At 71.6% G+C, this 23,242-nt stretch carries 20 protein-coding genes; 10 read left to right on the plus strand and 10 right to left on the minus strand.

Annotated elements, in window-relative coordinates; translation table 11 throughout:
* Positions 1-26: 26 nt before the first annotated feature.
* Together car and ACFVX9_RS26675 are read left to right on the plus strand one after the other, a co-directional pair.
* Positions 27-3,539, plus strand: coding sequence for a carboxylic acid reductase (gene car, locus ACFVX9_RS26670; protein WP_387983806.1), 3,513 nt, complete (start codon positions 27-29; stop codon positions 3,537-3,539).
* 214 nt (positions 3,540-3,753) lie between these two features.
* Complete coding sequence (locus tag ACFVX9_RS26675) at positions 3,754-4,998, plus strand: CynX/NimT family MFS transporter (protein ID WP_387983809.1); 1,245 nt, start codon at positions 3,754-3,756, stop codon at positions 4,996-4,998.
* A gap of 80 nt (positions 4,999-5,078) precedes the next feature.
* Here ACFVX9_RS26675 and ACFVX9_RS26680 read toward each other — a convergent pair whose 3' ends face one another.
* Positions 5,079-5,639: a TetR/AcrR family transcriptional regulator gene (locus ACFVX9_RS26680; RefSeq protein WP_063346201.1), complete on the minus strand. Its 561-nt coding sequence runs from the start codon at positions 5,637-5,639 to the stop codon at positions 5,079-5,081.
* 84 nt (positions 5,640-5,723) lie between these two features.
* On the opposite strand from ACFVX9_RS26680, the gene ACFVX9_RS26685 reads away from it, so the two are divergent.
* Together ACFVX9_RS26685 and ACFVX9_RS26690 are read left to right on the plus strand one after the other, a co-directional pair.
* Complete coding sequence (locus ACFVX9_RS26685; protein WP_380372046.1) at positions 5,724-6,572, plus strand: patatin-like phospholipase family protein; 849 nt, start codon at positions 5,724-5,726, stop codon at positions 6,570-6,572.
* Between the two features lie 90 nt (positions 6,573-6,662).
* A complete protein-coding gene (locus tag ACFVX9_RS26690) occupies positions 6,663-6,875 on the plus strand; it encodes a DUF397 domain-containing protein (protein ID WP_380372043.1) in 213 nt (70 codons plus the stop codon).
* Between the two features lie 670 nt (positions 6,876-7,545).
* Here ACFVX9_RS26690 and ACFVX9_RS26695 read toward each other — a convergent pair.
* Positions 7,546-8,574 (minus strand): hypothetical protein, encoded by a 1,029-nt coding sequence (locus ACFVX9_RS26695; protein ID WP_387983813.1) that lies wholly within the window; start codon positions 8,572-8,574, stop codon positions 7,546-7,548.
* A 306-nt stretch (positions 8,575-8,880) separates the two neighbouring features.
* Between ACFVX9_RS26695 and ACFVX9_RS26700 the strand changes: the two genes are divergently transcribed.
* Complete coding sequence (locus ACFVX9_RS26700) at positions 8,881-9,342, plus strand: hypothetical protein (protein WP_387983816.1); 462 nt, start codon at positions 8,881-8,883, stop codon at positions 9,340-9,342.
* Positions 9,343-9,608: 266 nt separating this feature from the next.
* The gene (locus ACFVX9_RS26705; protein ID WP_387983818.1) at positions 9,609-9,824 is read left to right on the plus strand and encodes a DUF397 domain-containing protein; all 216 of its coding nucleotides are present in this window, start codon (positions 9,609-9,611) and stop codon (positions 9,822-9,824) included.
* A 125-nt stretch (positions 9,825-9,949) separates the two neighbouring features.
* Here ACFVX9_RS26705 and ACFVX9_RS26710 read toward each other — a convergent pair whose 3' ends face one another.
* On the minus strand, positions 9,950-10,612 hold the full coding sequence (locus ACFVX9_RS26710) for a hypothetical protein (RefSeq protein ID WP_387983821.1): 663 nt from the start codon (positions 10,610-10,612) through the stop codon (positions 9,950-9,952).
* On the minus strand, positions 10,603-11,091 hold the full coding sequence (locus ACFVX9_RS26715; protein WP_387983824.1) for a 50S ribosomal protein L11 methyltransferase: 489 nt from the start codon (positions 11,089-11,091) through the stop codon (positions 10,603-10,605). The genes ACFVX9_RS26710 and ACFVX9_RS26715 overlap by 10 nt, the downstream gene beginning before the upstream one ends.
* 222 nt (positions 11,092-11,313) lie before the next feature.
* On the opposite strand from ACFVX9_RS26715, the gene ACFVX9_RS26720 reads away from it, so the two are divergent.
* Complete coding sequence (locus tag ACFVX9_RS26720; RefSeq protein ID WP_387983826.1) at positions 11,314-11,529, plus strand: DUF397 domain-containing protein; 216 nt, start codon at positions 11,314-11,316, stop codon at positions 11,527-11,529.
* Between the two features lie 463 nt (positions 11,530-11,992).
* Here ACFVX9_RS26720 and ACFVX9_RS26725 read toward each other — a convergent pair whose 3' ends face one another.
* The gene (locus tag ACFVX9_RS26725; RefSeq protein WP_063346205.1) at positions 11,993-12,256 is read right to left on the minus strand and encodes a hypothetical protein; all 264 of its coding nucleotides are present in this window, start codon (positions 12,254-12,256) and stop codon (positions 11,993-11,995) included.
* 124 nt (positions 12,257-12,380) lie between these two features.
* On the opposite strand from ACFVX9_RS26725, the gene ACFVX9_RS26730 reads away from it, so the two are divergent.
* The 3 genes from ACFVX9_RS26730 to sph all read left to right on the plus strand — a co-directional run bounded on the left by ACFVX9_RS26730 (position 12,381) and on the right by sph (position 14,604).
* Positions 12,381-13,208 carry a helix-turn-helix domain-containing protein gene (locus ACFVX9_RS26730; RefSeq protein WP_380372008.1) on the plus strand — a complete coding sequence of 276 codons (828 nt, stop codon included), beginning with the start codon at positions 12,381-12,383 and terminating at the stop codon, positions 13,206-13,208.
* Positions 13,205-13,420, plus strand: coding sequence for a DUF397 domain-containing protein (locus tag ACFVX9_RS26735; RefSeq protein ID WP_380372005.1), 216 nt, complete (start codon positions 13,205-13,207; stop codon positions 13,418-13,420). Before ACFVX9_RS26730 ends, ACFVX9_RS26735 begins: the two co-directional genes overlap by 4 nt.
* A gap of 188 nt (positions 13,421-13,608) precedes the next feature.
* Complete coding sequence (gene sph / locus ACFVX9_RS26740) at positions 13,609-14,604, plus strand: sphingomyelin phosphodiesterase (protein WP_387983830.1); 996 nt, start codon at positions 13,609-13,611, stop codon at positions 14,602-14,604.
* Positions 14,605-14,660: 56 nt separating this feature from the next.
* Here the strand turns inward: sph and ACFVX9_RS26745 are convergent, their stop codons facing one another.
* The 5 genes from ACFVX9_RS26745 to ACFVX9_RS26765 form a co-directional block, all read right to left on the minus strand.
* A complete protein-coding gene (locus tag ACFVX9_RS26745) occupies positions 14,661-17,129 on the minus strand; it encodes a SpoIIE family protein phosphatase (RefSeq protein ID WP_387983833.1) in 2,469 nt (822 codons plus the stop codon).
* A gap of 146 nt (positions 17,130-17,275) precedes the next feature.
* Complete coding sequence (locus tag ACFVX9_RS26750; RefSeq protein ID WP_380486631.1) at positions 17,276-17,896, minus strand: TetR/AcrR family transcriptional regulator; 621 nt, start codon at positions 17,894-17,896, stop codon at positions 17,276-17,278.
* Positions 17,897-18,039: 143 nt separating this feature from the next.
* The gene (locus tag ACFVX9_RS26755) at positions 18,040-19,677 is read right to left on the minus strand and encodes an AMP-binding protein (protein ID WP_387983837.1); all 1,638 of its coding nucleotides are present in this window, start codon (positions 19,675-19,677) and stop codon (positions 18,040-18,042) included.
* Between the two features lie 200 nt (positions 19,678-19,877).
* Entirely contained in the window at positions 19,878-21,050 is a 1,173-nt protein-coding gene (locus tag ACFVX9_RS26760; RefSeq protein ID WP_063346212.1) for an acyl-CoA dehydrogenase family protein, read from the minus strand.
* 13 nt (positions 21,051-21,063) lie between these two features.
* Positions 21,064-23,172: an acetyl/propionyl/methylcrotonyl-CoA carboxylase subunit alpha gene (locus ACFVX9_RS26765; protein WP_387983841.1), complete on the minus strand. Its 2,109-nt coding sequence runs from the start codon at positions 23,170-23,172 to the stop codon at positions 21,064-21,066.
* Between the last annotated feature and the right edge of the window lie 70 nt (positions 23,173-23,242).

Below are 23,242 nucleotides of genomic sequence, written 5' to 3' on the forward strand. Positions count from 1 at the left end.
CTTCGAGGCCGTAGAGGAGAACACCGATGCCCGTCTTACCGCCCCCGGCCGACGACCTCGACGCACGCACCGCCCGGCGCACCGCCCACCTGTACGCGACGGATCCGCAGTTCCGCGCCGCCGCACCCCTGGACACCGTCAGCGAGGCGATCCGGCGGCCGGGCCTACCGCTCGCCGACCTCGTGGCCACGGTGATGGAGGGGTACGCGGACCGCCCCGCCCTGGGCGAGCGCGCCACCGAGCCGGTGACCGACCCGGACACCGGCCGCACCACCCTGCGCCTCCTGGACCGGTTCGACACCGTCACCTACGGCGAACTGTGGGAACGCGTCGGCGCGGTGGCCTCCGAGTGGCGCCACCACCCCGACCACGCCGTGGGCCCGGGCGACTTCGTCGCCCTCCTCGGCTCCACCAGCCCCGAGTACGCCGTGCTGGACCTGGCCTGCGTCCGCTCCGGCGCGGTGAGCGTCCCCCTCCAGGCCGGCGCCTCGGCGGAACACCTGGCCCCCGTCGTCGCGCAGACCGGACCGCGTCTGCTGGCGGTGGACGTGGCACACCTGGACGTCGCGCTCCAGGTCGCGGCGGACGCCCCGTCACTGGGCAGGATCGTCGTGCTCGGCCACCGCCCGGAGGTCACCGACCACCAGGAGGTGCTGGACGCCGCCCGCGGACGGCTCGCGGCGCAGGGCCGCGGTGTCACCCTGGACGCGCTGGCGTCGATCGTCGAGCGGGGCAGGAGCCTGCCACCGCTCCCCCGGGTCCCCGAGGGCTCGACGGCCGACGCGCTCAGCGCGCTGATCTACACCTCGGGGAGCACCGGCACCCCCAAGGGCGCCGTGTACACCGAGCGTCTCGTCAAGCACTTCTGGATCGACTTCGTGCCCGGCCAGGGGACGCAGCCGTCCATCGTCCTCAACTACCTGCCCCTGAGCCACATGATGGGACGGGGCGTGCTGTTCGGCACGCTCGCCAAGGGGGGCACCGCCCACTTCGTGGCGTCGAGCGACCTGTCGACCCTCTTCGTGGACCTCTCCCTGGTCCGGCCCACCGAGTTCATCCTGGTGCCCCGCATCTGCGACATGCTCTTCGAGCGCTACCGGAGCGAGGCGGGGAGCGACACCGCCGGGCAGGCGGAGCGAGCGAAGGAGGAGCTGCGGGAGAAGACCCTGGGTGGCCGCCTCCTGTGGGCCACCTACGGTTCGGCCCCGATGAGCGCGGAGCTGTCGGCGTTCCTCGAAAGCTGCCTGCAGATCAGGGTGTTCAACGGCTACGGGTCGACGGAAGCCGGGCTGGTCTCGCTCGACGGCCGGGTGCTGCGCCCTCCGGTGACCGACCACCGGCTGGCGGACGTGCCCGAGCTGGGGTACTTCCGCACCGATTCCCCGCACCCCAGGGGCGAACTGCTGGTCAAGTCGGAACGCCTCGTTCCCGGCTACTTCCAGCGGCCGGACGCCACCGCCCAGGTCTTCGACGAGGACGGCTTCTACCGCACGGGCGACATCGTGGCCCTCACCGGCCCCGACGAGTTCGTGTACGTCGACCGCCGTTCCAACGTCCTCAAACTGTCGCAGGGCGAGTTCGTGGCCACCTCCCGGCTGGAGGCCCTCTTCGCCGACAGTCCGCTCGTCCGGCAGGTCTTCGTGTACGGCAACAGCGCCCGCGCCTACCTGCTCGCGGTCATCGTGCCCACCCCGGAGGCGCTCGACCTCGCCGCCGGGGACGGCCCGCGCCTCAGGTCGCTCCTGCGCGAGTCCCTGCACCGCCTCGCCACCGGGGCGGGCCTCAACTCGTACGAGATCCCACGGGACTTCCTCATCGAGACCGAGCCGTTCAGCCAGCAGAACGGGTTGCTCTCCGGCGTGCGCAAGCTGCTGCGCCCCGCGCTGGCGAAGCGCTACGGCGAGCGCCTCGAAGCGCTGTACGCCGAGCTGACCGAGCGCGAGAGCGACGAACTCCGGGCACTGCGCCAGGCCGGCCCGTCCCGGCCCGTACCGGAGACCGTGTGCCAGGCCGCCCGCGCGCTGCTCGGACACCGGCAGGACGACGTCCACCCCGGGACGCGCTTCCTCGAACTCGGCGGTGACAGCCTCTCCGCGCTGTCGTTCTCCCAACTGCTCAAGGAGGTCTACCGCGTCGACGTCCCCGTCGACGTCGTCATCAACCCGGTCAACACGCTCCAGCGGGTGGCCGACCACATCGAGAACGCCCTCGCCTCCGGGGACCGGCGCCCGACCGCCGACCGCGTCCACGGACCGGGCGCGACGCGGCTCGTGGCGGGCGACCTGACACTGGACGCGTTCCTCGACACGGGGACCGAGGCGCGGACCGGCAGGCCGACCGGCCCACTGCCCGAGGCGCGGACCGTCCTGCTGACCGGCGCCAACGGCTACCTGGGCCGCTTCCTGTGCCTCGAATGGCTGGAGCGCGTCGCGCAGCGCGGCGGCACACTGGTCTGCGTGGTCCGCGGCGCCACCGACGAGTCGGCCCGGGCACGGCTCGACGCGGCCTTCGACAGCGGCGACCCGGAGCTCCTCCGGCGCTACCACGGCCTGGCCGCAGCCCACTTGGAGGTGGTCGCCGGCGACGTCGGGGAGCGCGACCTCGGGCTAGACCGGGAGACCTGGCAGCGGCTGGCCGACACCGTGGACCTGATCGTCCACCCGGCGGCACTCGTCAACCACGTCCTGCCGTACGACCAGCTGTTCGGCCCCAACGTGCTGGGCACGGCCGAACTGATCAGGCTCGCGGTCACCTCCAGGGCCAAACAGTTCACCTACCTGTCGACGGTCGCCGTCGTCTTCGACGACACGGCCGCGGCCGACGAGGACGCGGACATCCGCACGGCCAGCGGGACGCGCGACCTCGGCAGCGGCTACGCGAACGGCTACGCGGCCAGCAAGTGGGCGGGCGAGGTGCTGCTGCGCGAGGCGCACGACACGTTCGACCTCCCGGTCGCCGTGTTCCGCTCGAACCTGATCCTCGCCCACCCGCGCTACCGGGGGCAGCTCAACGTCCCGGACGTGTTCACCCGCCTCCTGCTGAGCCTGCTGGCGACCGGCATCGCCCCCGGCAGCTTCTACACCCGGGGCACCGGTGACGGCGGCGGCCACTACGACGCACTGCCCGTGGACTTCACCGCGCAGGCCGTCGCCGCGCTGGGCGACGACACCCGAGAGGGGTACCGGACCTTCAACATCGTGAACCCGCACGAGGACGGAATCTCCCTCGACACCTTCGTCGACTGGCTGGTGGCGGCCGGACACCCCCTGACGCGCATCCACGACTACGACGAGTGGCTCGACCGCTTCGAGAGCGCCATACGCGCCCTGCCCGACCGCCAGCGGCAGCACTCGCTGCTCCCCCTGCTGCACGCCTTCGCGACGCCGTCGGAGCCGCTGCCCGGATCCGCCCTGCCGGCGGACCGGTTCCGCGCGGCGGTCCGGGCCGCCGCCCTCAACGAGGAGAACGACATCCCGCACCTGTCGCGGGACCTGATCACCAAGTACGTGGCGGACCTCCGGGCGCAGCACCTGCTGTAGCCGGTCCGCCCTCCTCCTCCGCACCCGCCTCCGCACCCGCCGGCGGGAACGGCCACGGCCGTTCCCGCCGGTGGCGTGCCGGGCGGCCGGAACCGGGGGCCACTCAGGCCCAAAAACATCCGATGTTCAAATGTCTGATGTTTGTATAGGCTGCCTCCATGAAACGCATCACCCACGACTACGAGGTCCAGGCATCACCGGCGACGGAGGAGCAATGAGTCCACAACTGTCCTCGACGCCCCGTCAGCACTCCGTCTCCGGGACGGCGGCCACCGACAGCACGCGGCCCGCCGTGTCGATCGGGCTCGTCCTCGCGATCTGCCTCGTGGCGGCCAACCTGCGGACCAGCCTCACCGGCGTCGGCACGCTGCTGCCGGCGATCGAGCAGGGCAGCGGCCTGACAGCGAGCTGGGGCGGGCTGCTGAGCACCCTCCCCCTGCTGACGTTCGCCGCGACGTCGCCCCTGGTGGCCCGGGCCTCCCACCGGTTCGGCAGCGCGCGTCTGCTGGTGGCGGCCCTCGGCGCGCTGGCCGTCGGAACGGTGGTCCGGTCGCTGCCCTCCGTGAGCTGCCTGTTCGCCGGGACGGTGATCCTCTCCGCCGCCATCGCGTTCGGCAATGTGCTGCTGCCCGCCATGATCAGGCGCAGCGTGCCCGCACACCGCATCCAGGGCATCAGCGCGCTCTACGTCACCGTCATGGGCGTCACGGCCGCCGTCTCCTCCGGGATCTCCGCCCCGCTCTCCCACTCCCTGCCGGGTTCCTGGCACACCGCGCTCGCCTGGGGCATCGCCTTCACCATCGCGGCGCTCCTCGTCTGGCTGCCCCGGATGCGGGGCGACGGGGCCCGGGCCTCCACCGGCGCGACCCGCAGTCCGGCACCCTGGCGGTCGGGACTGGCCTGGCAGGTCAGCATGTTCATGGGCCTGCAGTCCCTGGCCTTCTACACCGCCGTCGCGTGGCTGCCCAGCATCCTGATCCACCAGGGCACGAGCAGCACCACCGCCGGATGGATGCTCTTCTACTACCAGCTGATCTCCCTGGCGACCAGCGGCCTGCTGCCCCTGCTCACCCGGGGCCGCCACGACCAGCGGTGGACTGCGGCCGTCGCCTCGGTCATCGTGGCCGGCGGCTTCACCGTGCTGGTGTCCGCCCCCGCACTGTCCGTCGTGGCGTGCACCCTGCTCGGACTGGGCGGCGGCGCGTGCCTCGTCCTCGCGCTGACCTTCCAGAGCGAACGCGCCGGCAGCTCCGGCGAAGCCGCCGCGCTGGCCGGCATGGCGCAGTCCATCGGCTACCTCGTGGCGGCGGCCGGCCCGCTCCTCCTCGGCATCCTGCACGACGCCACCGGCAGCTGGACGCTTCCGCTCACGGTCCTGGCCGTCCTCGGTATCGCCATGGCGGCAGCCGGATACGGCGCGGGGCAGGACCGCCACGTGCGCCTTCCTCGGCCTCGCTGACGTCACCATCACCGCACGCAGCCCCGCCCGTCACGCCTCTCGCCCGTCACGCCTCTCGCGCGTTCACCGCTGTCGCGTGTTCACCGCCCCAGGAGTTCGGCGAAGCGGTCCAGCGCGAGATCGGTGCGCCGGCGGTCGCCGGTGGTCGTGAGATCGAACAGCAGGCCCCGGACAACGGCCATCACCAACGTGGGCGTGACGGTGTCGTCAGGGCCGGTGGAGACGTCCCGGAAGGTGGCGCCGAGAGTGTCGAACCAGTCCGTGATCGCCTCGGCCTGGTCGGGGTAGTTCTCGGGGTGGACCAGGCCGTCGGCGTGCACCTCGAAGAACAGCCGGACGAACGGCGCACGTTCGTCCGCGCTCATCCACCCCCAGATGCCACGCAGCCGCTCCTGCACGGAGCCCTTCATCGGCGCGGGGTGCCCGGCCAGACGCACCGCGCCTCGGCGACGGGCCTCGGCGAGGACCGCCGCGACCAACTCCTGCTTGCTGCCGAAGTCGTAGAGCAGCATCCGTGGACTGGTGTCGAGGGCTGCGGCCAGTGGCCGCAGGCTCAGCCCGGCCAGGCCGTGCGCCAGCACGTAGTCGGTCGCCCGAGCCAGCGTGCGTTCGCGACGGGCGGGGTCAGGGGGTCGCCCCACGGTGGATCTCCCTTCGGCGCATCGGAGTTGAGACGACATTAGCGAGTATATGGTACGACTGTTTCAATAACGAGGGGAGACCACATGCACACCTTCGACCGAGCACTCGTCCTGGGCCCCGGAAGTCACGTCGGCACGGCCTGGACAGCCGGACTCGCCTACGGGTTGCGCCGCAACGGCGTGGACCTGGGCGAGGCCGACCTGATCGTCGGCACGTCAGCCGGCTCGATCGTCGGAGCGCTGCTCGCCACCGGCCAGGACCCGGGGCGGCTCGCTTCCTCGGCTCGCCAGGCCGCCCACCGGGTCAAGCCCGACCCTGAGCGGATGGGCGCGGTGTTCGCCGTACTCGGCGACCGCAGCCTGGAACCCGGCGAGGCGAGGCGCCGCGTCGGCCGCCTCGCGCTCGACGGCGGCGACCCCCAAGCCGAGGAAGCGCTGATCGCGGGGCGCGCCGCCCTGATCGGTGCGGACACGTGGCCGGAGCGACGACTGCTGATCACCGCCGTCTGCGCCACCACCGGTGAGCCCGTGGTGTGGGACCGCGACAGCGGCGTACCGCTGGTCCACGCGGTGGCGGCGAGCAGCGCCTTCCCCGGAGCCGCACCGCCCGTCGCCATCGACGGCCGGCGGTACATGGACGGTGCGCTGCGCGCGGGCCCCAACGCCGATCTCGCCACCGGAGCCCGCACGTTGGTCGTGGTCGAGCCGATGGCCCACCTGTTCCCCCGGGAACCACTCAACCAGCAGCTGGCGGCAGTGGGGGCGGACACCGTGGTGACCATCGGCCCCGACCCGGCCTCGGTGCGCGCCTTCGGCTCGGACGCGGGCGACCTGGCGGCCTGGGAACCGGCCTACCAGGCGGGTGTTCGCCAGGCCGGCGACGTCGACGCGCAACTCCGCACCATGTGGAGGGCGGAAGCCGACGCGGGCTGACCGCTGATCACCAACGCCTGTCCGTCTTACCGCCGGGGTAGCCCTACTACACCTGACAGTTCACAATCGGGCCCGAAAGGAACTCCAGTCATGAGTGACCGCGCAGACCTGTCCGGCGCTTCCTGGATCAAGTCCTCGCATTCCAACAATGGTGGTGACTGCGTGGAGGTCGCCACCGACTTCCCCAACCTCGCTCCCGTCCGCGACTCCAAGAACCCCGAGGGCCCGGCCCTCGTCTTCCCCGCCGACGCCTGGTCGTCGTTCATCGCCGCCGTCCAGGCCGGCGAGTTCGGCGAGGCCTGACGCACACCTTGTCCGAGCCCCACTGCCCACGACGGGCAGTGGGGCTCGCGCATCGCTGCCGATGACACCGTTCCAGACAGGGCCCCGCCCCGGAGAAGCCGGACAGGGCCGTCCGGTCTCGGTCAGCCGATGGTGACCGACCACCGGCCCCGGGACAGGTGGATCACGCCGTCCGGGGTGCCGACGGCACGGGCCGCGTCCGCCCCGCGCTGACCCCCCTGTTCAACCGGCTGGTAGCGATGGACAAGCCTGGAAGCGGCCTGTCATGTCTCTTGCGCGAGATCGGTATCCCCGTCGCCGCCGCCCGCGGCGCCGCCATTCGACAGCAACTCCTTGAGCCGCCTGCCCCCGTCGTCGCGGCCACTCTGGGCTACCACGACAAGACCACCAGCCGCCACCTCAGGGAGACCGGCGGAACAGGAGCCGATACGCCGCAGAGGATCACACACGGGCATCAGAAGGCTGGGAACCTCGGAGAACTATCGGACTTTCTCCATATTCATCGACATACAGCTCTGCGGCTTCGACTCCTGCGAGTTCCTCGCAGATGCTGACGAGAGTCGTGGGGTCGGCCATCAGACGCCGCTCGATAAGCTGACAGTTGGGCTCATTTTCCTTTGTGGCGGGACATTGGCGACAGTTGAATACGCGAGCTCACCAGTAGACCGGATCAGATGTCGATCGGGGTCAGGCCGGGGTAGATGTCGTGCCAGAGGTAGCGACGGCAGTGGAAGTGCCAGTAGGCGAAGGCGGTCATGTAACGGTCGAGGTGCGGGCGTTGCTCGTCAGTGGCGAGGTCCAGGACGCGGCGGTAGGCAGCCAGGCCGCTGTCGAGGCTCCGGTGGTATTCGGCGAGGTAGGGGATGTTCTCGCTCACCGAGCGGCGGTAGATCCGGCTGGCGAGGAAGTCCTCGCCGTGCACCGCCTCCTTGTAGAAGGACAAGACGTCGTTGATGTCGTTGAGAAACGCGACACAGGAGCTCAGCGCCGCCGACCAGAATGCCCGATTGTGGTGGGCGCTCAAGCAGGGGTCGGTGAACTGAAGTGAGGTGAACCAGAACTGGGAGAAGCCGTTGAAGACACGGACGAAGTCACTGTCGACCCCGTCGGACGCCTCCGGCGTGAACTCCGCCTCCATGAGGACGCCGGTGATCGCGTTGTAGAAGAAGGTCTTGAAGACGGCGAGGAACGTCGGATCGCAGAACTGTGTGAGCTCTTTGAACATGTGCCGGATGTACCGGGCGTTCGGCGAGGATGCGCGTTGCTCGGGCAGCATGCCGGCCCGCAGGATGGCTTCGGCCTCTGCGGGGTCGTGGCAGCACACGTCATCGGTGTTGGTGACGAACACCCAGATGCGATCGAGGGCGAGGGCGAGCGCGTCGTCGGCGATGGGCACCATGAGGGCGCGCATCAACGTGATGTTGGTGGTGGTGGCGGTGGGGATGGTGACGCCGAACGCCGCGAACTCGGTGGTGAGCACATCGGCGTCGGCGCGGGCCTGCGCGAGGTTGACGGGCGGATCGAAGGTTTGGGTGAAGGCGATCATCTCGTCAACCAGGCCGGAGGCCAGGACACTGGCGATCATGGTGCGGTGCCGAGGATCGGGGACGGCGTCGAGGCCGCTCCGCGTGGTGTAGTGGAGGGTGTCCACGCCAGGCGGTCGGGGGTGCCTGATCGTGCGGCGGTCTGTCGAGTCCACACTGCGTCCTTCCGTACGTCGTTTCCGGTCAGAGGCGCGTACCTTTACGGCCGCGCTGGATACTCACACAGTTGATCCCCTCACTGACTGCCAATGAGGCGTCGTGAACTCGACTGGGTGTACGCCGCGCAAACGGGTTGACGGCAGCGGGAGTGCCGAAATCGCCGGAAGCCGAAGGCAGACACACTCGGCAGCACCGCCCCAGCCCGAGGGCGACACCTACACGGGGTCCATCACGCCCCGTTCCTGCTCACCCACGCCCTCCTGGCCGAAGGAGTGCTCACGCGCGAAGCGCGGATCATCAACATGTCCTCGTTCGTGGAAAAGCGTGGCAGGCTCGATGCCACCGATCCAGATGTCGCGGGAACGTCGTGGAGCAAGCGCTTCTACCACCAGATCAACGTCTACGCGACGAGCAAACTCGTCAGCCTCCTGGCCGCGCGAGAACTCGCACATCGCCTACCTGACGGCATGAGCGTCTACAACGCCAATCCGGGGATGGCCAAGGGCACCGCGATGAACAGCAACACCGGTGGTCTGATGCGGCTGACCGCCCCGCTGTTCCGTCCGTTCGCCATCACCCCGGACGAAGGTGTGCAGACCCCGGTCTGGCTTGCCAGCGCCTCGCCCGCACCGCGCCCCAGCGGCGGCTTCTTCAGCAAGTCCCAGCCGGACACCCCTTCACGCCTGGCCCTGAACGACGCTCTCGCCCGGACCGTCTACACCAAAACCGCAGCCCTCCTCGGGGTGGAGCCCCTCACGAGGTAGGGCCAGCCCGGAACCGGTTGTCACGCCGCGGTTGCGGCTGCCTCCCCCTGCAGGGTCCGCGGGCCGGGCACCGTGCAGCCCTCTCGGCAGCTGTTGACCGCGACGCTCCGGCTCGGCCCGCAACTTCCGGTGGCGGGTTCGGACTTCCTGGAACGGGCATGCAGGAAGGTCGAGGCATGGAGCCGTGATTACGATCGGTTTCAGGTGGAGTCGCTTCCCAAGGTGGCTTCACTTGCCGTGATCCGCGCTGCTCGGAAGGAGCATGAATGACCGGCCCCACCCTTGACCTGGCCAGCGCCGAGTGGCGCAAGTCCGGCTACAGCAACAACGGGGGCACTTGCGTTGAGGTAGCTCCGAACTTCCCTGGCCTGACGCCCGTCCGCGACTCCAAGGATCCCGAGGGTCCTGCCCTCGTCTTCCGCGCTGACGCCTGGTCGTCGTTCATCGCCGCCGTCCAGGCCGGCGAGTTCGGCGAGGTCTGACGCACGCACGTCGCGCGAGCCCCACTACCCGCAGATGGGTAGTGGGGCTCGCGCATCGCTGCCGATGACACCGTTCCAGACAGGGCCACGCCCCGGAGAAGCCGGACGGGGCCGTCCGGTCGCGGTCAGCCGATGGTGGCCGACCACCGGCCCCGGGACAGGTGGATCACGCCGTCCGGGGTGACGACGGCGTGACAGCCGTAGAGCGGCAGGCCGCCTTCCACTTCCCGCCAGTTCCGGATGGATTCGAGTTCCGACCACAGGCGGCGGGGGCCGCTCTGGTGGACGGTCGGCGGCTCGAACTTCGTTGCCTCTGCGCGCGCCCATGACCCGTCCGGATGGGCGAGACAGGCCGTACGACCCTCGGGCGTCTCTTCGAAGTCGACTTCGATGCCCGGGATGTTGATCGTGAGCATCGACCAGACTTCCCAGTTGTTGCGGATGTCGGTGACCGGGTAACGGAAGAGCTTGACGTTCTCCCCGTCGGCTTCGCGGGCGGTCTTGAACAGCTCGTCCAAGCCGGGCGGGTAGGCGGAGCCGTGGCGCGTGGTCATGAAGCCCGCCCAGTCGCGCTCGATCACGCCGGTCGCTCCGCCGTCCGGGGTCTTCCAGGCCGTCAGGATCAGCGCCGTGTCCGCGATGGTGGTGACGAGCCGTCCACCGCGCCGAAGCGCCTGGAGCCACGGGACCGGGACGGGGCGGGCCGACACGGTGGCCACGATCCGGTCGTAGTCGCCCGGGAGGGCGTCGGTGGCGTCCTGAGTGACGAAGTGAGGGCTCAGCCCCATGCCTTGAGGCGGTCCCGCGCGGCGTCGACCAGGTACCCGTCGATGTCCACGCTCGTCACGCGATCCGAACCGAGCCGCGTGGCGGCAATGGCGGTCAACCCGCCTGCGCCGGTGCCGATGTCCAGCAGGTCGTGCTCGGCGGCGATCCGGCCGTGCCGCAGCATCTTGACCACGAGCGGCGTGAGCGTGGCCGACGACGTTGGCAGCCCGGTCGGGCGGTCATCCGGCTTCGCGTGGTCCGCGTGCAACCCGCCCACGCTGGTGACCAGGGACTCGTTCCCGTAGGCCCGTTGGAGCCAGAAGTCCGGGTTCGCTTCCCCTACCTGAAGCTGCCAAGTGCCGCCCTCGGCAGGCTCCCACCACCTGGGGACCAGTTCGTGCCGGGGAACGCCGGCCACCGGGTTCCGCCATCGGGAGTCCGGATCGGTCGCCCGGGAAGCCAGATCGGCGGCCCGTCCTTCCCATGGGATGTGTGTCATGCCTCGGGATCCTTTCAATGAATTCGTGCAGAGCCCCGGCCGTTCACGGCCGGGAGGAATCGCGTCCAGCCCGCAACCCCCGGTGGCCGGTTCGGACTTCCTGGAACGGGAATGCAGGAAGGTCGAGGCATGGAGCCGTGACCACGATCGGCTTCAGGTGGAGTCGTCGCTCTCCAAGGTGGCTTCGCTTGCCGTGATCCGCGCTGCTCGGAAGGAGCACGAATGACCGACCCCACCCTTGACCTGGCCAGCGCCGAGTGGCGCAAGTCCGGCTACAGCAACAACGGGGGCGACTGCATCGAGGTGGCTCCCGGCTTCCCGGGTGTACTGCCCGTCCGCGACTCCAAGGACCCCGAGGGTCCTGCCCTCGTCTTCCCCGCCGACGCCTGGTCGTCGTTCGTCGCCGCTGTCCAGGCCGGCGAGTTCGGCGAGGTCTGACGCGCACAGCTCTCGCGAGCCCCACTACCCATGGCGGGCAGTGGGGCTCGCGCGTCAGAAGGAACTGCGGCGGGAGCAGCTCCGATCGAGGGGCGGCCGCTCCCCGCCGGAGCGGCGATTTCGGCGGGGAGCGGTGTGGCTCGGCGAGGGTCTGGCGCCAACGTGCCCTCGGAGCCGGCCGGCAGGGGAGGTAGGCCTGCCGGCGCCCGTCCGTGACTGTCCTTCACGGACGGGCGTTGAACCCCGCCGCCGCGCGGGATGAGCACTCGCGGCGCGGTGGCGGGAGCGTGTTGTCAGTCCGGCACGGACGTGCCGCATCTGCACGGGCGTTGAAGCGGCGGCTCGGTGGTCGGCTCGTCACCCGCCTCGACCGCGTTTCGTTGCGTCGTCCCCGCCATAGCGGTGAAGCCGCCGGCCGCCAACGAGCTGAGGTGCAGCCCGGCGAGCAGCATCTCCCCCGAGGTCACGCCGGCTCCGGAAACATCGGCCGACGCTGGGAGTTGCTCCCCGTGCCCGGCGCGATCTCCCTGGGGTCGCACCGTCGCAGCTGATCGGGCCTGGTCGTCCACTCGCACCCCCCGCCGAGCGGCCTCAGAAAGGCCGCCCCGCAGAGGATCTCCATGAAGACCCCCTCCTTCGGCTTGCCGTCGTCGTCTCGGTGCTTCAGGTCCCGCACCACCTCGTTGCGGACGAAGTCGGGCAGCGCGGATTTCGGGTTTTCGGGCATGGGAGTCTCCGTAGCGCTTCGCTCTCGGCGTGTCACTTGGTGTAGCCATGGTGGCGCGACAGCCTCTACGATCGGAAGGGCTTAACCCTTGACCGTTTCGTCGAGTTACAAGGCACGGTGAATCATGGAGTTCGAGGAGACTGATCAACCGTCATCTCCGGCCATCCGCTTCGGAAACGAGCTTCGCAGGTCACGGCGTGCGAGGAACCTCTCCCAGACCAAGCTCGCCAAGATCATGGGCTTCAGTCACGCCCTGGTGTCGTACGTCGAAGGAGCTAAGAAGCCCGTAACCATTAACTTCGCCACGGCAGCCGATCAAGCGCTCGATACAGGGGACAAGTTCCGGGAACTGTTCCGCCAGATCGAGCACGCCAGCCTGCTGGAGGGGTTCGAAGAGTTCGCCAGGGAGGAGGCCCGCTGCCGGAAGATACGGACGTTCGAGCTGAACGTGGTCCCGGGACTCTTCCAGACCGAGGAGTATGCAAGCGCCCTGGCGAACGCCGCAGTTCTCCGAGGCAGCATCACCAAGGAGCAGGCCGCACAACGAGTCGCCTTCCTCATGGATCGGCAGCAAATCATCCGAGCCGAACGCATCCCCGTGCTTCACGCGGTCATGGACGAGAGCTGCCTGCGCCGACCCGTCGGAGGCCCGGCCGTCATGCAGGCACAGCTTCGGCACCTTGAGAGCCTGGCCGAACTCCCGTTTCTCACACTCCAGGTAGCCCCGGTGACGCTTGGCGAGCACATCCCGTTCACGATGCCCATCGTTCTGTTGACCCTGCCGGATCGCTCCACCATCGGCTATGCGGAGTCACAGGCACGTGGCATCCTGGAACGGGACCGCAAGACGGTCGAGGCGTGGAGCCGTGACTACGATCAGCTCCAGGTGGAGTCACTTTCCAAGGTGGCTTCGCTTGCCAAGATCCGCGCTGTTCGGAAGGACTATGAATGACCGGCCCCATCCCCAACCTGGCCAGTGCCGAGTGGCGTAAGTCCGGCTACAGCAACAACGGGGGCAACTGCATCGAGGTGGCTCCTGGCTTCCCGGGTGTACTGCCCGTCCGTGACTCCAAGGACCCCGAGGGTCCTGCCCTCGTCTTCCCTGCCGACGCCTGGTCGTCGTTCGTCGCCGCCGTCCAGGCCGGCGAGTTCGGCGAGGTCTGACGCACGCACGTTGTCCGAGCCCCACCACCCACGGCGGGTGGTGGGGTTCGCGCGTTCTGGGTGGTGACAGTGTTTCAACTGCGTTCACCGAATGCTCGTGCGCGGTCTTGTGCACCGTGCGGGCGGCAACGTTGGATGTACAACATCCGCTGACCGTCGCGTTCACGTCATACCCTCACGGAGCCCCAATGCCGCTGTCGTCCCTCCGCAAGGCCGCCGCCGCCTGCGCTGCCGCCGCCGTGCTCGGCGCGCTCGCCACCTCCCCCGCCACGGCTGCCACCGGCGCCACGACCGAGAGCGCCCCGGTCACCGCGCCCGCGCTGGACGTCCTCACGTACAACGCGTTCCTGATGAGCACGACCCTCTACCCCAACTGGGGCCAGCAGTACCGGGCGCAGGCGATCGCCTCGGCGGACTTCTTCCAGGGCCACGACGTGGTCGTGCTGGAGGAGGCCTTCGACAACGCGGCCTCCGACGCCCTGACCGCGAAGGCCTCGGCCGCCTACCCGTACCACACCCCGGTGGTCGGCCGCTCCACCAGCGGCTGGGACGCGACCTCCGGCAGCTACAGCTCCGCCACCCCCGAGGACGGCGGCGTGACGCTGCTCAGCAAGTGGCCGATCCTGCGCAAGGAGCAGTACGTCTACAAGGACGCCTGCGGCTCGGACTACTTCTCGAACAAGGGCTTCGTCTACGCCGTCCTGAACGTGAACGGCCAGCGCACCCACGTGGTCGGCACCCACCTGCAGTCCACCGACTCGGGCTGCTCCAGCGGCCAGCCGGCCGCCATCCGGGCCAAGCAGCTCACGGCCATGCGCGGCTTCCTGGACGCCAAGCAGATACCGGCGAACGAGCCGATCCTGCTCGCCGGTGACCTCAACATCGACTCGCACGGCTCCGAGTACCAGGCCCTGCTGGACAACGCCAACCTGGCGCCGGCCTCCGCCCGCACCGGCTGGCCGTACTCCTTCGACACCGCCGACAACTCCGTCGCCGCCTACCGCTACCCGGGCGAGCCCAAGGAGGACCTGGACTACGTGCTCTACCGGGCCGACCACGCCCGCCCGCAGCAGTACACCAACCAGGTCCTGCGCACGCACAGCGCGCCGTGGACGGTGAGCAGTTGGGGCAAGAGCTACACCTACACCGACCTCTCCGACCACTACCCGCTCGCCGCGCACTGACCGGAGAAGCGAACTGACCGGGGAAGCACACTGACAGGGGACCAACCCGCGGGGAACTAAGCAGCCCCGAAGGGCAGTTCCAGCTCCGCCCAGACCACCTTGCCGTCCCTGGTCAGCCGGCTGCCCCAGCGCTGGGCCAGCTCGCTGACCAGGAACATGCCGCGCCCGCCCTCGTCCTGCTCGGCGAAGGGGCGCAGCTGCGGGGTCGCCCCGCCGGCGTCGGAGACCTCCAGGGTGAGCACCCGGTCGCGGAACAGCCGCAGCCGCCGCGGGGCGTCGGCGTGCAGCAAGGCGTTGGTGACCAGTTCGCTGACCAGCAGCTCGGCGTAGTCGGAGAGGGCGGTCAGGCCCCAGGCGTCCAGGGTGGCGCGGGTGAAGCGGCGGGCCTTGCCGGGCAGCCGGCCGCCGCCGGTGAGCGGGAGGGTGGCGATCCGGTCGGCGGGCAGCGGCAGGACCCGCGCCATGATCATCGCGATGTCGTCCTCGGTGCCGTCGGTGACGAGTGCGCCGAGGACGGCGTCGCAGTTCTCCTCCAGGGTGCGGCCGGGCCCGGCGAGGGTGTCGGCCAGCAGGTCGATGCCGTCGTCGAGGTCCTGGCCTCGCCGCTCGACCAGGCCGTCGGTGTAGAGGGTGACCATGCCGCCCTCGGGCAGGGTGAACTCGATCGACTCGAAGGCCACCCCACCGACGCCCAGCGGCACGCCGGGCGGCACCTCGACCCGGCGGGCGGTGCCGTCGGGGGCGACCCAGATCGGCGGCAGGTGGCCGGCCGAGGCGATCTGGACGGTGCGCTCCAGCGGGTCGTAGACGGCGCAGATGCAGGTGGCGAACTGGCCCTCGCCGATGCCCGAGGCGGTCTCGTCCAGGCGTGTGAGGACCTGCTCGGGCGGCATGTCGAGGGTGGCGAGCGTCCGGGCGACGGTGCGCAGCTGGCCCATGGTGGCGGCGGCCCGGATGCCGTGGCCCATCACGTCGCCGACCACCAGGGCGACCCGGCCGCAGGACAGCGGCACGACGTCGAACCAGTCGCCGCCGACCTCGCTGACCACGCTGCTGGGCAGGTAGCGGTAGGCGATCTCCAGGCCCAGGGTGCGGTGGATCTCCTGTGGCAGCAGGCTGCGCTGGAGGGTGAGCGCCGTCTCCCGCTCGCGCCGGTAGAGCCGGGCGTTGTCGATGGCCAGCGCGGTGCGGGCGACCAGTTCCTCGGCGAGCGCCACGTCGGCGTCGCTGAACGGCTCGGAGTTGCGCATCCGGATGAACTCGGAGCCGCCGAGCACCATGCCCCGGGCGGTGAGCGGCACCATCAGGTACGAGTGAATGCCCGCCGCGATGCCGGGCTCGACCCGGTCCTCGCTGGAGACCAGGCCGCGCAGCACCTCGGCGTCCACGTGGGCGCGCAGCAGGGGGCGACCGCTGCGCAGGCACTGGGTGTAGCTGCGGTCGGGGGCGTATTCGGAGGTCTCGCCGACGGTGTCCACGGCGTGCGCGAGGCCCGACTCGTAGGACTCGCCGACCGCGACGGCACGCAGGGTGACCGTCCGGTCGGAGGGGATGGGGGTGGGTTCGGCGCCGCGCAGCACCGGTTCCAGCAGGTCGACGGTGGCGAAGTCGGCGAACCGGGGGACGACGGCCTCGATCAGCTCCTCGGCGGTGCGCTGGAGGTCGAGGGTGGTGCCGATCCGGGCCGTCGCCTCGGCGATGGTGGCGAGCCGCTCCTGGGCGCGGGCGGCACGGGCCTCGGCCTGGAATCGCTCGGTGACGTCGATGATCGAGGAGCAGACGCCGAAGACCCGGCCGGTGGAGTCCTCCAGCCGGAAGTAGGAGGCTGACCAGGCGCGGTCGCGCTTCGGGTCGCCTGGCACCCGGCCGTGGGAGCGGGCGTCCACCACGGGCTTGCCGCTCCTGAGCACCTGTCTCATGGTCTGCTCGATCTCGACGCTGTTGATGCCGGGCAGCACCGCGGGTATCCGGCGGCCGAGGTGGGCGGCGACGGGGACGCCGTTCATCCGGGCGAGCGCCTCGTTGAGCCGGACGTAGCGCAGCTCGGTGTCGTAGACGGCCATGCCGATCGGTGAGCGGTCGAAGACGCCGTCCAGGACGGCGAGGTCGGCCTCGACCGCCTGGAGGGCGCGGATGTCGGAGGCGGTGGCGAGCAGCAGCAGGGTGCCGGCCGGGCCGGCGATCGGGTAGGTGCGGAACTCCAGGTCGACCTTGTGGCCGTCGCGGTGGCGGACCGGGAAGACGCCGGACCAGCCGGCGGAGCCGCCCATGATGTGGGCGAACAGGGACAGCACCTCGGGGCGGTCGGTGCCGTCGGTGAGCAGCTGGGCGGCGTAGCTGCCGACGGCCTCCTCGGCGGAGTAGCCGAGCAGCGCCTCGGCGTCCTCGCTCCAGTGCAGGATCAGGCCGTCGCCCTGGAGCAGGGCCGTCGCGAGCGGGACGAGTCGGTGGCCTTCGGGGCGTACGGGGGTGGCGCCCGGTGCGGGGCCGGCGGCGGAGGTCACGTCCCACTCGTTTCCGTGCATGATCAGGCAGCACCCCGGTTCGGCTCGTGCCCGGCCGGGGGCCTCACGGTCCGTGCCGGCCGGGATTCTTCTCCAGACTGCACGGACATCGGCCGCCCGGCGACCCCTTGGTCAGGGGTCGTCCGGCCGTTCCGGTAGTACGGGAGTCATGGGCGTACCGGCCGCAGCGTACTCTCCAGAACGCCGGTCCACTGCCGGATCACCCCGGATCGTCGGACGCTGTCGTCGGTGAGCAGGTTGGCCAGGCCCAGCCCGCGGGCGAGGTCGAGGGTGGCCTGCACGGACTCGCGCACGCCGGGGCGGGCCTCGTCGGCGTCCAGGAACTCGACGGCGGCCCGGTGGGCCTCCCGGCCGACGTGCCCCTCCAGGGCGATGATCCGCTCGCGCAGCGGCTCCTCGGTGGCGGCGGCCGTCCACAGGTGCAGGGCGGCGCGGAACAGCGGGCCGGTGTAGAGGCGCACGATCATGTCGACGACGGCCCGGGTGCGGTCGGGGCCGGCGGCCGGCAGCTCGCCCGTGTGGGCGCGGACGGCGGCCAGCCGCTCGGCGGTGACGTGCTCGACGGCCGCGGTGAACAGGTCCTCGCGGGTCGGGAAGTGGTGCTGGGCGGCGCCCCGGGACACTCCGGCGCGCTCGGCGACCACGGTGACGGTGGAGCCGTGCCAGCCGAGCTCGGCCAGGCAGTCCACGGCCGCCGCGAGCAGCCGGGCCCGGGTGGCGCGGCTGCGGTCCTGCTGGGGGGCGCGGGCGGCGGGGTGGCTGGTCATGGCTGGCGGCGGTTCCTGTTCCGGTGGGGGCTCGGCGGGCCGGTCGTGCCCGACGGGCCCGTCGCTCTCGGCGGGCCCGCCGTGCTCGGCGGGTCGATCCTCACAGACGGGCGCCGGTCTTCGGCCGCCGGGGGCCCGGCCGCTCAGCGGGAGGCCTCGGGGGCGGTGGCGGAAGTAGAGACGGAGGCCGACGCACGGCGCGAGGCCTCGCGGGCGCGCAGCTCGCGCCGGAGGATCTTGCCGGCCGCGGACTTGGGGACGGCCTCGACGAACTCCACCGCGCGGACCTTCTTGTACGGGGCCACCAGCCCGGCCACGAAGCCGGTGACCTCCTCCGCGCTCAGGCCGCTGCCCGGAGCACGGACCACGAAGGCCTTGGGGCACTCGGTGCCGTCGGCGTCCGGGACGCCGATCACGGCGGCGTCGACGATCTGCGGGTGGCCGAGCAGCACGGCCTCCAGCTCGGCCGGGGCCACCTGGTGGCCCTTGTACTTGATCAGCTCCTTCACCCGGTCGACGATGTACAGGTACCCCCGGTCGTCGACGAAGCCGACGTCGCCGGTGTGCAGCCAGCCCTCGGCGTCGACCACCGCGGCGGTGTCGGAGGGGCGGCCGAAGTACCCCTTCATCACCTGCGGGCCCCGGATCAGCAGCTCGCCCGGCTCGCCGGGCCCGAGGTCCTCGCCGGCGCCGTCCAGGGCGGCGACCCGCAGCTCGGTGGACGGGATCAGCCGCCCCACCGAGCCGGGCGAGGGGTCGCGCTCCAGCGGGGAGACCACGTGGGTGACCGGGGACAGCTCGGTCATGCCGTAGCCCTGGAGCAGGTGCGGCAGGCCCAGGCGGCGGGCGCAGGCGGCGGCGAGCTCCGGATCCAGCGGGGCGGCCGCGCACAGCAGGTACTCGACGGAGGAGAGGTCGAAGCGCTCCACGACCGGGTGCCTGGCCAGGGCGAGCGCGATCGGCGGGGCCACCACCAGCGCCTGCACCCGCTGCTCCTCGATGGTGCGGCAGAACTGCTCCAGGTCGAAGCGGGGCAGCACCACCACGGTGGCGCCGCAGCGCAGCGGCTGGTTGAGCAGCGCGGTCAGGCCGTAGATGTGGAAGAAGGGCAGCACGGCGAGCACCCGTTCGCCCACGGCGGGCCGGTAGAGGGCGTCGCACTGGGCGAGGTTGGTGGCGATCGAGCGGTGGGTGAGCATCACCCCCTTGGGCAGTCCGGTGGTGCCGCTGGAGTAGGGCAGCACCGCGACGTCCCGGCCGGGGTCGATGGCGATCCCGGGGGCGGGGCCGGTGGTGGCCAGCAGGTCTGCGAGCGAGCGGTGGCCCTCGGCGCCGTCCAGGACGAGGATCTCGGCCAGTGGGCCGCCCTGCTCGGCGAGCAGGGCGGCGGCCTTGCGGGCGGTCGGCAGGAGTGGGGAGACGGTCACCAGCCAGCGGGCGCCGCTGTCGCCGAGCTGCCCGGCCAGGTCGGCGGGCGTGGCCATCGAGGACACCGTGGTCACGGTGGCGCCGGCCCGGGTGGCGCCGTAGAAGGCCGTCGGGTAGCCGAGCGTGTTGGGGCTGAACAGGGCCACCACGTCGCCCTGGCGCACCCCGGCCGCGGCCAGCCCGGCGGCCACCCGCTCGACGCCGGCGGCGAGCCGCGCGTAGCTGACGCGCTCCCCGGTGACGCCGTCGATCAGGGCCGGCCCGTCGCCGTACGCCGCCGCGCCGCCGAGTACCGCGTCATGGATCGGCAGGTCCACCGTCGGCACGTCCGGGAATTCGCTGCGGAACACCAAAGTAAGCCTCCAGGAAGGTAGTTGACGCATCGACTGGCGCGGCAAAAGGTCGACCGAGGGTACGAACAGGAGCATACGGACCATGACGTCCGCCACTGCAAAGTTCGCCGAGATGTCCCTCTGGTGACCCACCGGGGGCACGCCCGGCGGGTGCGTCCGGTGGGTGCGTCCGCTGGGTGCGGTGCGTCCGGCGCTGCGGACTAATAGGACTTCGGGAGGCCGAGGGTGTGCTGGGCGACGTAGTTGAGCACCATCTCGCGGCTGACCGGGGCGACCCGGCCGACCCGGGTGGCGGCCAGCAGCGCGCCCAGCCCGTACTCCTGGGTGAGGCCGTTGCCGCCCAGCGTCTGCACCGCCTGGTCGACGGTACGGGCGGCGGCCTCGCCGGCCGCGTACTTGGCCATGTTGGCGGCCTCCCCGGCGGCCACGTCCTCCCCCGCGTCGTAGAGCAGCCCGGCCTTCTGGGTCATCAGCCGGGCCAGCTCGATCTCCACCGCGCACTGGGCCAGCGGGTGGGCCAGGCCCTGGTGGGCACCGATCGGGGTGGACCAGACGGTGCGGGTCTTCGCGTACTCGACGGCCTTGCCGAGGGCCTGGCGGGCCAGGCCGAGGGAGAACGCGGCGGTCAGCACGCGCTCGGGGTTGAGGCCGGCGAACAGTTGCAGCAGGCCGGCGTCCTCGTCGCCGACCAGGGCGTCGGCGGGCAGCCGGACGTCGTCCAGGAAGACCTGGAACTGCTTCTCGGGGGCGACGAGTTCCATCGGTATCGCCCGGTACTCGAAGCCGGCGGCGTCGCGCGGGACGATGAACAGGCAGGGCTTGAGCCTGCCGGTGCGGGCGTCTTCGGTGCGGGCGACGAACAGCACGGCGTCGCAGTGGTCGATGCCGGAGACGAACACCTTGCGGCCGGTCAGCAGCCAGTCCCCGCCGTCCCGGCGGGCGACGGTGGAGATCCGGTGCGCGTTGGAACCGGCGTCCGGCTCGGTGATGCCGAAGGCCATCTTGCGGCTGCCGTCGGCGAGTCCGGGCAGCCAGCGCTGCTTCTGCTCCTCGGTGCCGAAGCGGGCGATCACGGTGCCGCAGATCGCCGGGGAGACGATGAGCAGCAGCAGGGGGCAGCCGGCCGTGCCCAACTCCTCCAGCACGATGGCCAGATCGGTGACGCCGCCGCCCCCGCCGCCGTACTCGGCGGGCAGGTTCACGCCGAGGTAGCCGGCCTTGCCGGCGTCCGCCCACAGCTCGTCGGCGGGCTCGCCGGCCCGGGCCTTGGCCATGTAGTAGGCGGAGCCGTAGCGGCGGCCGAGGTCGCCGACGGCCTGGCGCAGGGCCCGGCGTTCGGGGGTCTCGATGAGCTGACTGCCGATGGTGGACATGCGGGGTCCTTCCTCAGGCTTCTGCGGCGGGCTGGACGGCGGCTGTTGCGGCGGGCTCGGCGGCAGGTTCTGCGGCGGACCCGGCGGCAGGTTCTGCGGCGGACCCGGCGGCGGGATCTGCGGCGGACCCGGCGGCGGGATCTGTGGCGGGCCCGGCCTCGGGTACTGCGGCGGGCCTGGCCTCGGGCGGTGCGGCGGGCTGCACGACGGCGAGCAGGGTGCCGAGCTCGACCTGACGACCGGGGACGGCACGGAGTTCGACCAGGACGCCGTCGGCCGGGGCGGTGACGCGGTGCTCCATCTTCATCGCCTCCAGGACGAGCAGCGGCTGACCGGCCGTGACGGTGTCGCCGACGGCGGCGGTGGTGCGCACGACGGTGCCGGGCATCGGGGCGAGCAGCGCGCCCGGGTCCGTCCGGGCGGCCGGGGCGGGGAAGCGCGGCAGGGCGGTGAGCGCGATGCCCCCGTTCGGGGTGTCGACGTACACCCGGTCGCCGTAGCGCGCGACGCGGTGGCCGCGCCGGACGCCGCCCTCGCGCAGCGTGACCTGCTCGGGCGAGGCGTCCAGGAGCTCCGCCTGCGGGTGGTCGTCGGCCCGCAGGCCGTCCCGGGTGAGGCGGTAGCGGACCTCCAACTCGGCTCCGTCGTCGGCGCGGTAGCGCTTGGACTGCGGCTGCGAGGGCAGGTTGCGCCAGCCCGACGGCAGTGCGCCGTGCGGGCCGGTCCGCCGGGCGGCGGCGTCGGCGAGGGCGGCGGCCAGGGCGGCGCGCGCAGTCTCCTTGCCGTCCGGGGCGGTGAGCTCGGCCGCGTGCTCGGCCAGGAAGCCGGTGTGCAGGCGTTCGGCCAGGAAGGCCGGGTGCCGCAGCGCCCGGACCAGCAACTCCCGGTTGGTGGCAGGCCCGTGGACCCTGGCGCGGGCGAGCGCGTCGGCCAGGCGGCGGGCGGCGGCGGCGCGGGTCGGCGCCCAGGCGATCACCTTGGCGAGCATCGCGTCGTAGTGCGGGGTGATCTCGTCGCCGGCCGCCACGCCGGAGTCCAGCCGGACGCCCTGCCCGCCGAACTCCTGGTACGGCACGGTGAGTTCGAGGCGGTGCAGGGTGCCGGTGGCGGGCTGCCAGTCCTTCGCCGGGTCCTCCGCGTACAGCCGGGCCTCGATCGCGCAGCCGGTGGCGGGCGGCGGGACCGGCCCGGGCAGCCGCTCCCCCTCGGCGACGGCGAGTTGGAGCGCCACCAGGTCCAGTCCGGTGACCGCCTCGGTGACCGGGTGCTCGACCTGGAGGCGGGTGTTCATCTCCAGGAAGTGGAACCGGCCGTCCTCGCCGAGCATGAACTCCGCCGTACCGGCGCCGGTGTAGCCGATCGCCCGGGCGGCGCTGACGGCCGCCGCGTGCAGCCCGGCGCGCACCGCCTCGGGCAGGCCGGGGGCCGGGGCCTCCTCGATCACCTTCTGGTGCCGCCGCTGCAGCGAGCAGTCGCGGTCGCCGACCGCCCAGACCGTGCCGTGCGCGTCGGCCAGCAGCTGGACCTCGACGTGCCGCCCGGCGGGCAGGTAGCGCTCGCAGAACACCTCGTCCGAGCCGAAGGCCTTCGCCGCCTCGGCGCGGGCGGCGGCCAGTTCGCCGGGGAGCTCCGCGAGCGTGCGCACCACCCGCATGCCGCGTCCGCCGCCGCCCGCCGCCGCCTTGACCAGGAGCGGCAGGTCGGCCTCGGTGGGGTCGGTCAGGGCGTCCAGTACGGGCACCCCGGCCGCGGCCATCAGCCGCTTGGCCGCCGTCTTGGAGCCCATCGCGGCGATCGCGGCTGGCGGCGGGCCGACCCAGACCAGCCCGGCGTCCAGCACGGCCTGCGCGAACTCGGCGCTCTCCGACAGGAATCCGTACCCGGGGTGGACGGCATCCGCGCCCGCCGCCAGCGCGGCGCGGATGATCAGGTCGGCGCGCAGGTAGGTGTCGGCGGGCGCGGCGCCGGGCAGCCGCACGGCCGCGTCGGCCTCACGGACGTGCGCGGCCCCGGCGTCCGGGTCGGAGTGGACGGCGGTGGTCGCGACGCCCAGGGCCCGGCAGGTGCGGAAGACCCGGCGGGCGATCTCGCCACGGTTGGCGACCAGCAGGTTGGTGATCATGTCTCGGGTGCCCCTCACAACTCGGCCTCACAGCTCCGTCGAACAGCTCGGTCTCGCAGCTCCGTCTCGC

Source organism: Kitasatospora sp. NPDC058243, from assembly GCF_042882025.1.
Lineage (GTDB): Bacteria > Actinomycetota > Actinomycetes > Streptomycetales > Streptomycetaceae > Kitasatospora.

Coding starts and splice junctions, on each gene's coding strand:
- car (WP_387983806.1), top strand. CDS start 27: ATGCCCGTCTTACCGCCCCCGGCCGACGACCTCGACGCACGCACCGCC.
- ACFVX9_RS26675 (WP_387983809.1), top strand. CDS start 3,754: ATGAGTCCACAACTGTCCTCGACGCCCCGTCAGCACTCCGTCTCCGGG.
- ACFVX9_RS26685 (WP_380372046.1), top strand. CDS start 5,724: ATGCACACCTTCGACCGAGCACTCGTCCTGGGCCCCGGAAGTCACGTC.
- ACFVX9_RS26690 (WP_380372043.1), top strand. CDS start 6,663: ATGAGTGACCGCGCAGACCTGTCCGGCGCTTCCTGGATCAAGTCCTCG.
- ACFVX9_RS26700 (WP_387983816.1), top strand. CDS start 8,881: ATGTCCTCGTTCGTGGAAAAGCGTGGCAGGCTCGATGCCACCGATCCA.
- ACFVX9_RS26705 (WP_387983818.1), top strand. CDS start 9,609: ATGACCGGCCCCACCCTTGACCTGGCCAGCGCCGAGTGGCGCAAGTCC.
- ACFVX9_RS26710 (WP_387983821.1), bottom strand. CDS start 10,612: ATGGGGCTGAGCCCTCACTTCGTCACTCAGGACGCCACCGACGCCCTC.
- ACFVX9_RS26715 (WP_387983824.1), bottom strand. CDS start 11,091: ATGACACACATCCCATGGGAAGGACGGGCCGCCGATCTGGCTTCCCGG.
- ACFVX9_RS26720 (WP_387983826.1), top strand. CDS start 11,314: ATGACCGACCCCACCCTTGACCTGGCCAGCGCCGAGTGGCGCAAGTCC.
- ACFVX9_RS26725 (WP_063346205.1), bottom strand. CDS start 12,256: ATGCCCGAAAACCCGAAATCCGCGCTGCCCGACTTCGTCCGCAACGAG.
- ACFVX9_RS26730 (WP_380372008.1), top strand. CDS start 12,381: ATGGAGTTCGAGGAGACTGATCAACCGTCATCTCCGGCCATCCGCTTC.
- ACFVX9_RS26735 (WP_380372005.1), top strand. CDS start 13,205: ATGACCGGCCCCATCCCCAACCTGGCCAGTGCCGAGTGGCGTAAGTCC.
- sph (WP_387983830.1), top strand. CDS start 13,609: ATGCCGCTGTCGTCCCTCCGCAAGGCCGCCGCCGCCTGCGCTGCCGCC.
- ACFVX9_RS26745 (WP_387983833.1), bottom strand. CDS start 17,129: ATGCACGGAAACGAGTGGGACGTGACCTCCGCCGCCGGCCCCGCACCG.
- ACFVX9_RS26750 (WP_380486631.1), bottom strand. CDS start 17,896: ATGACCAGCCACCCCGCCGCCCGCGCCCCCCAGCAGGACCGCAGCCGC.
- ACFVX9_RS26760 (WP_063346212.1), bottom strand. CDS start 21,050: ATGTCCACCATCGGCAGTCAGCTCATCGAGACCCCCGAACGCCGGGCC.
- ACFVX9_RS26765 (WP_387983841.1), bottom strand. CDS start 23,172: ATGATCACCAACCTGCTGGTCGCCAACCGTGGCGAGATCGCCCGCCGG.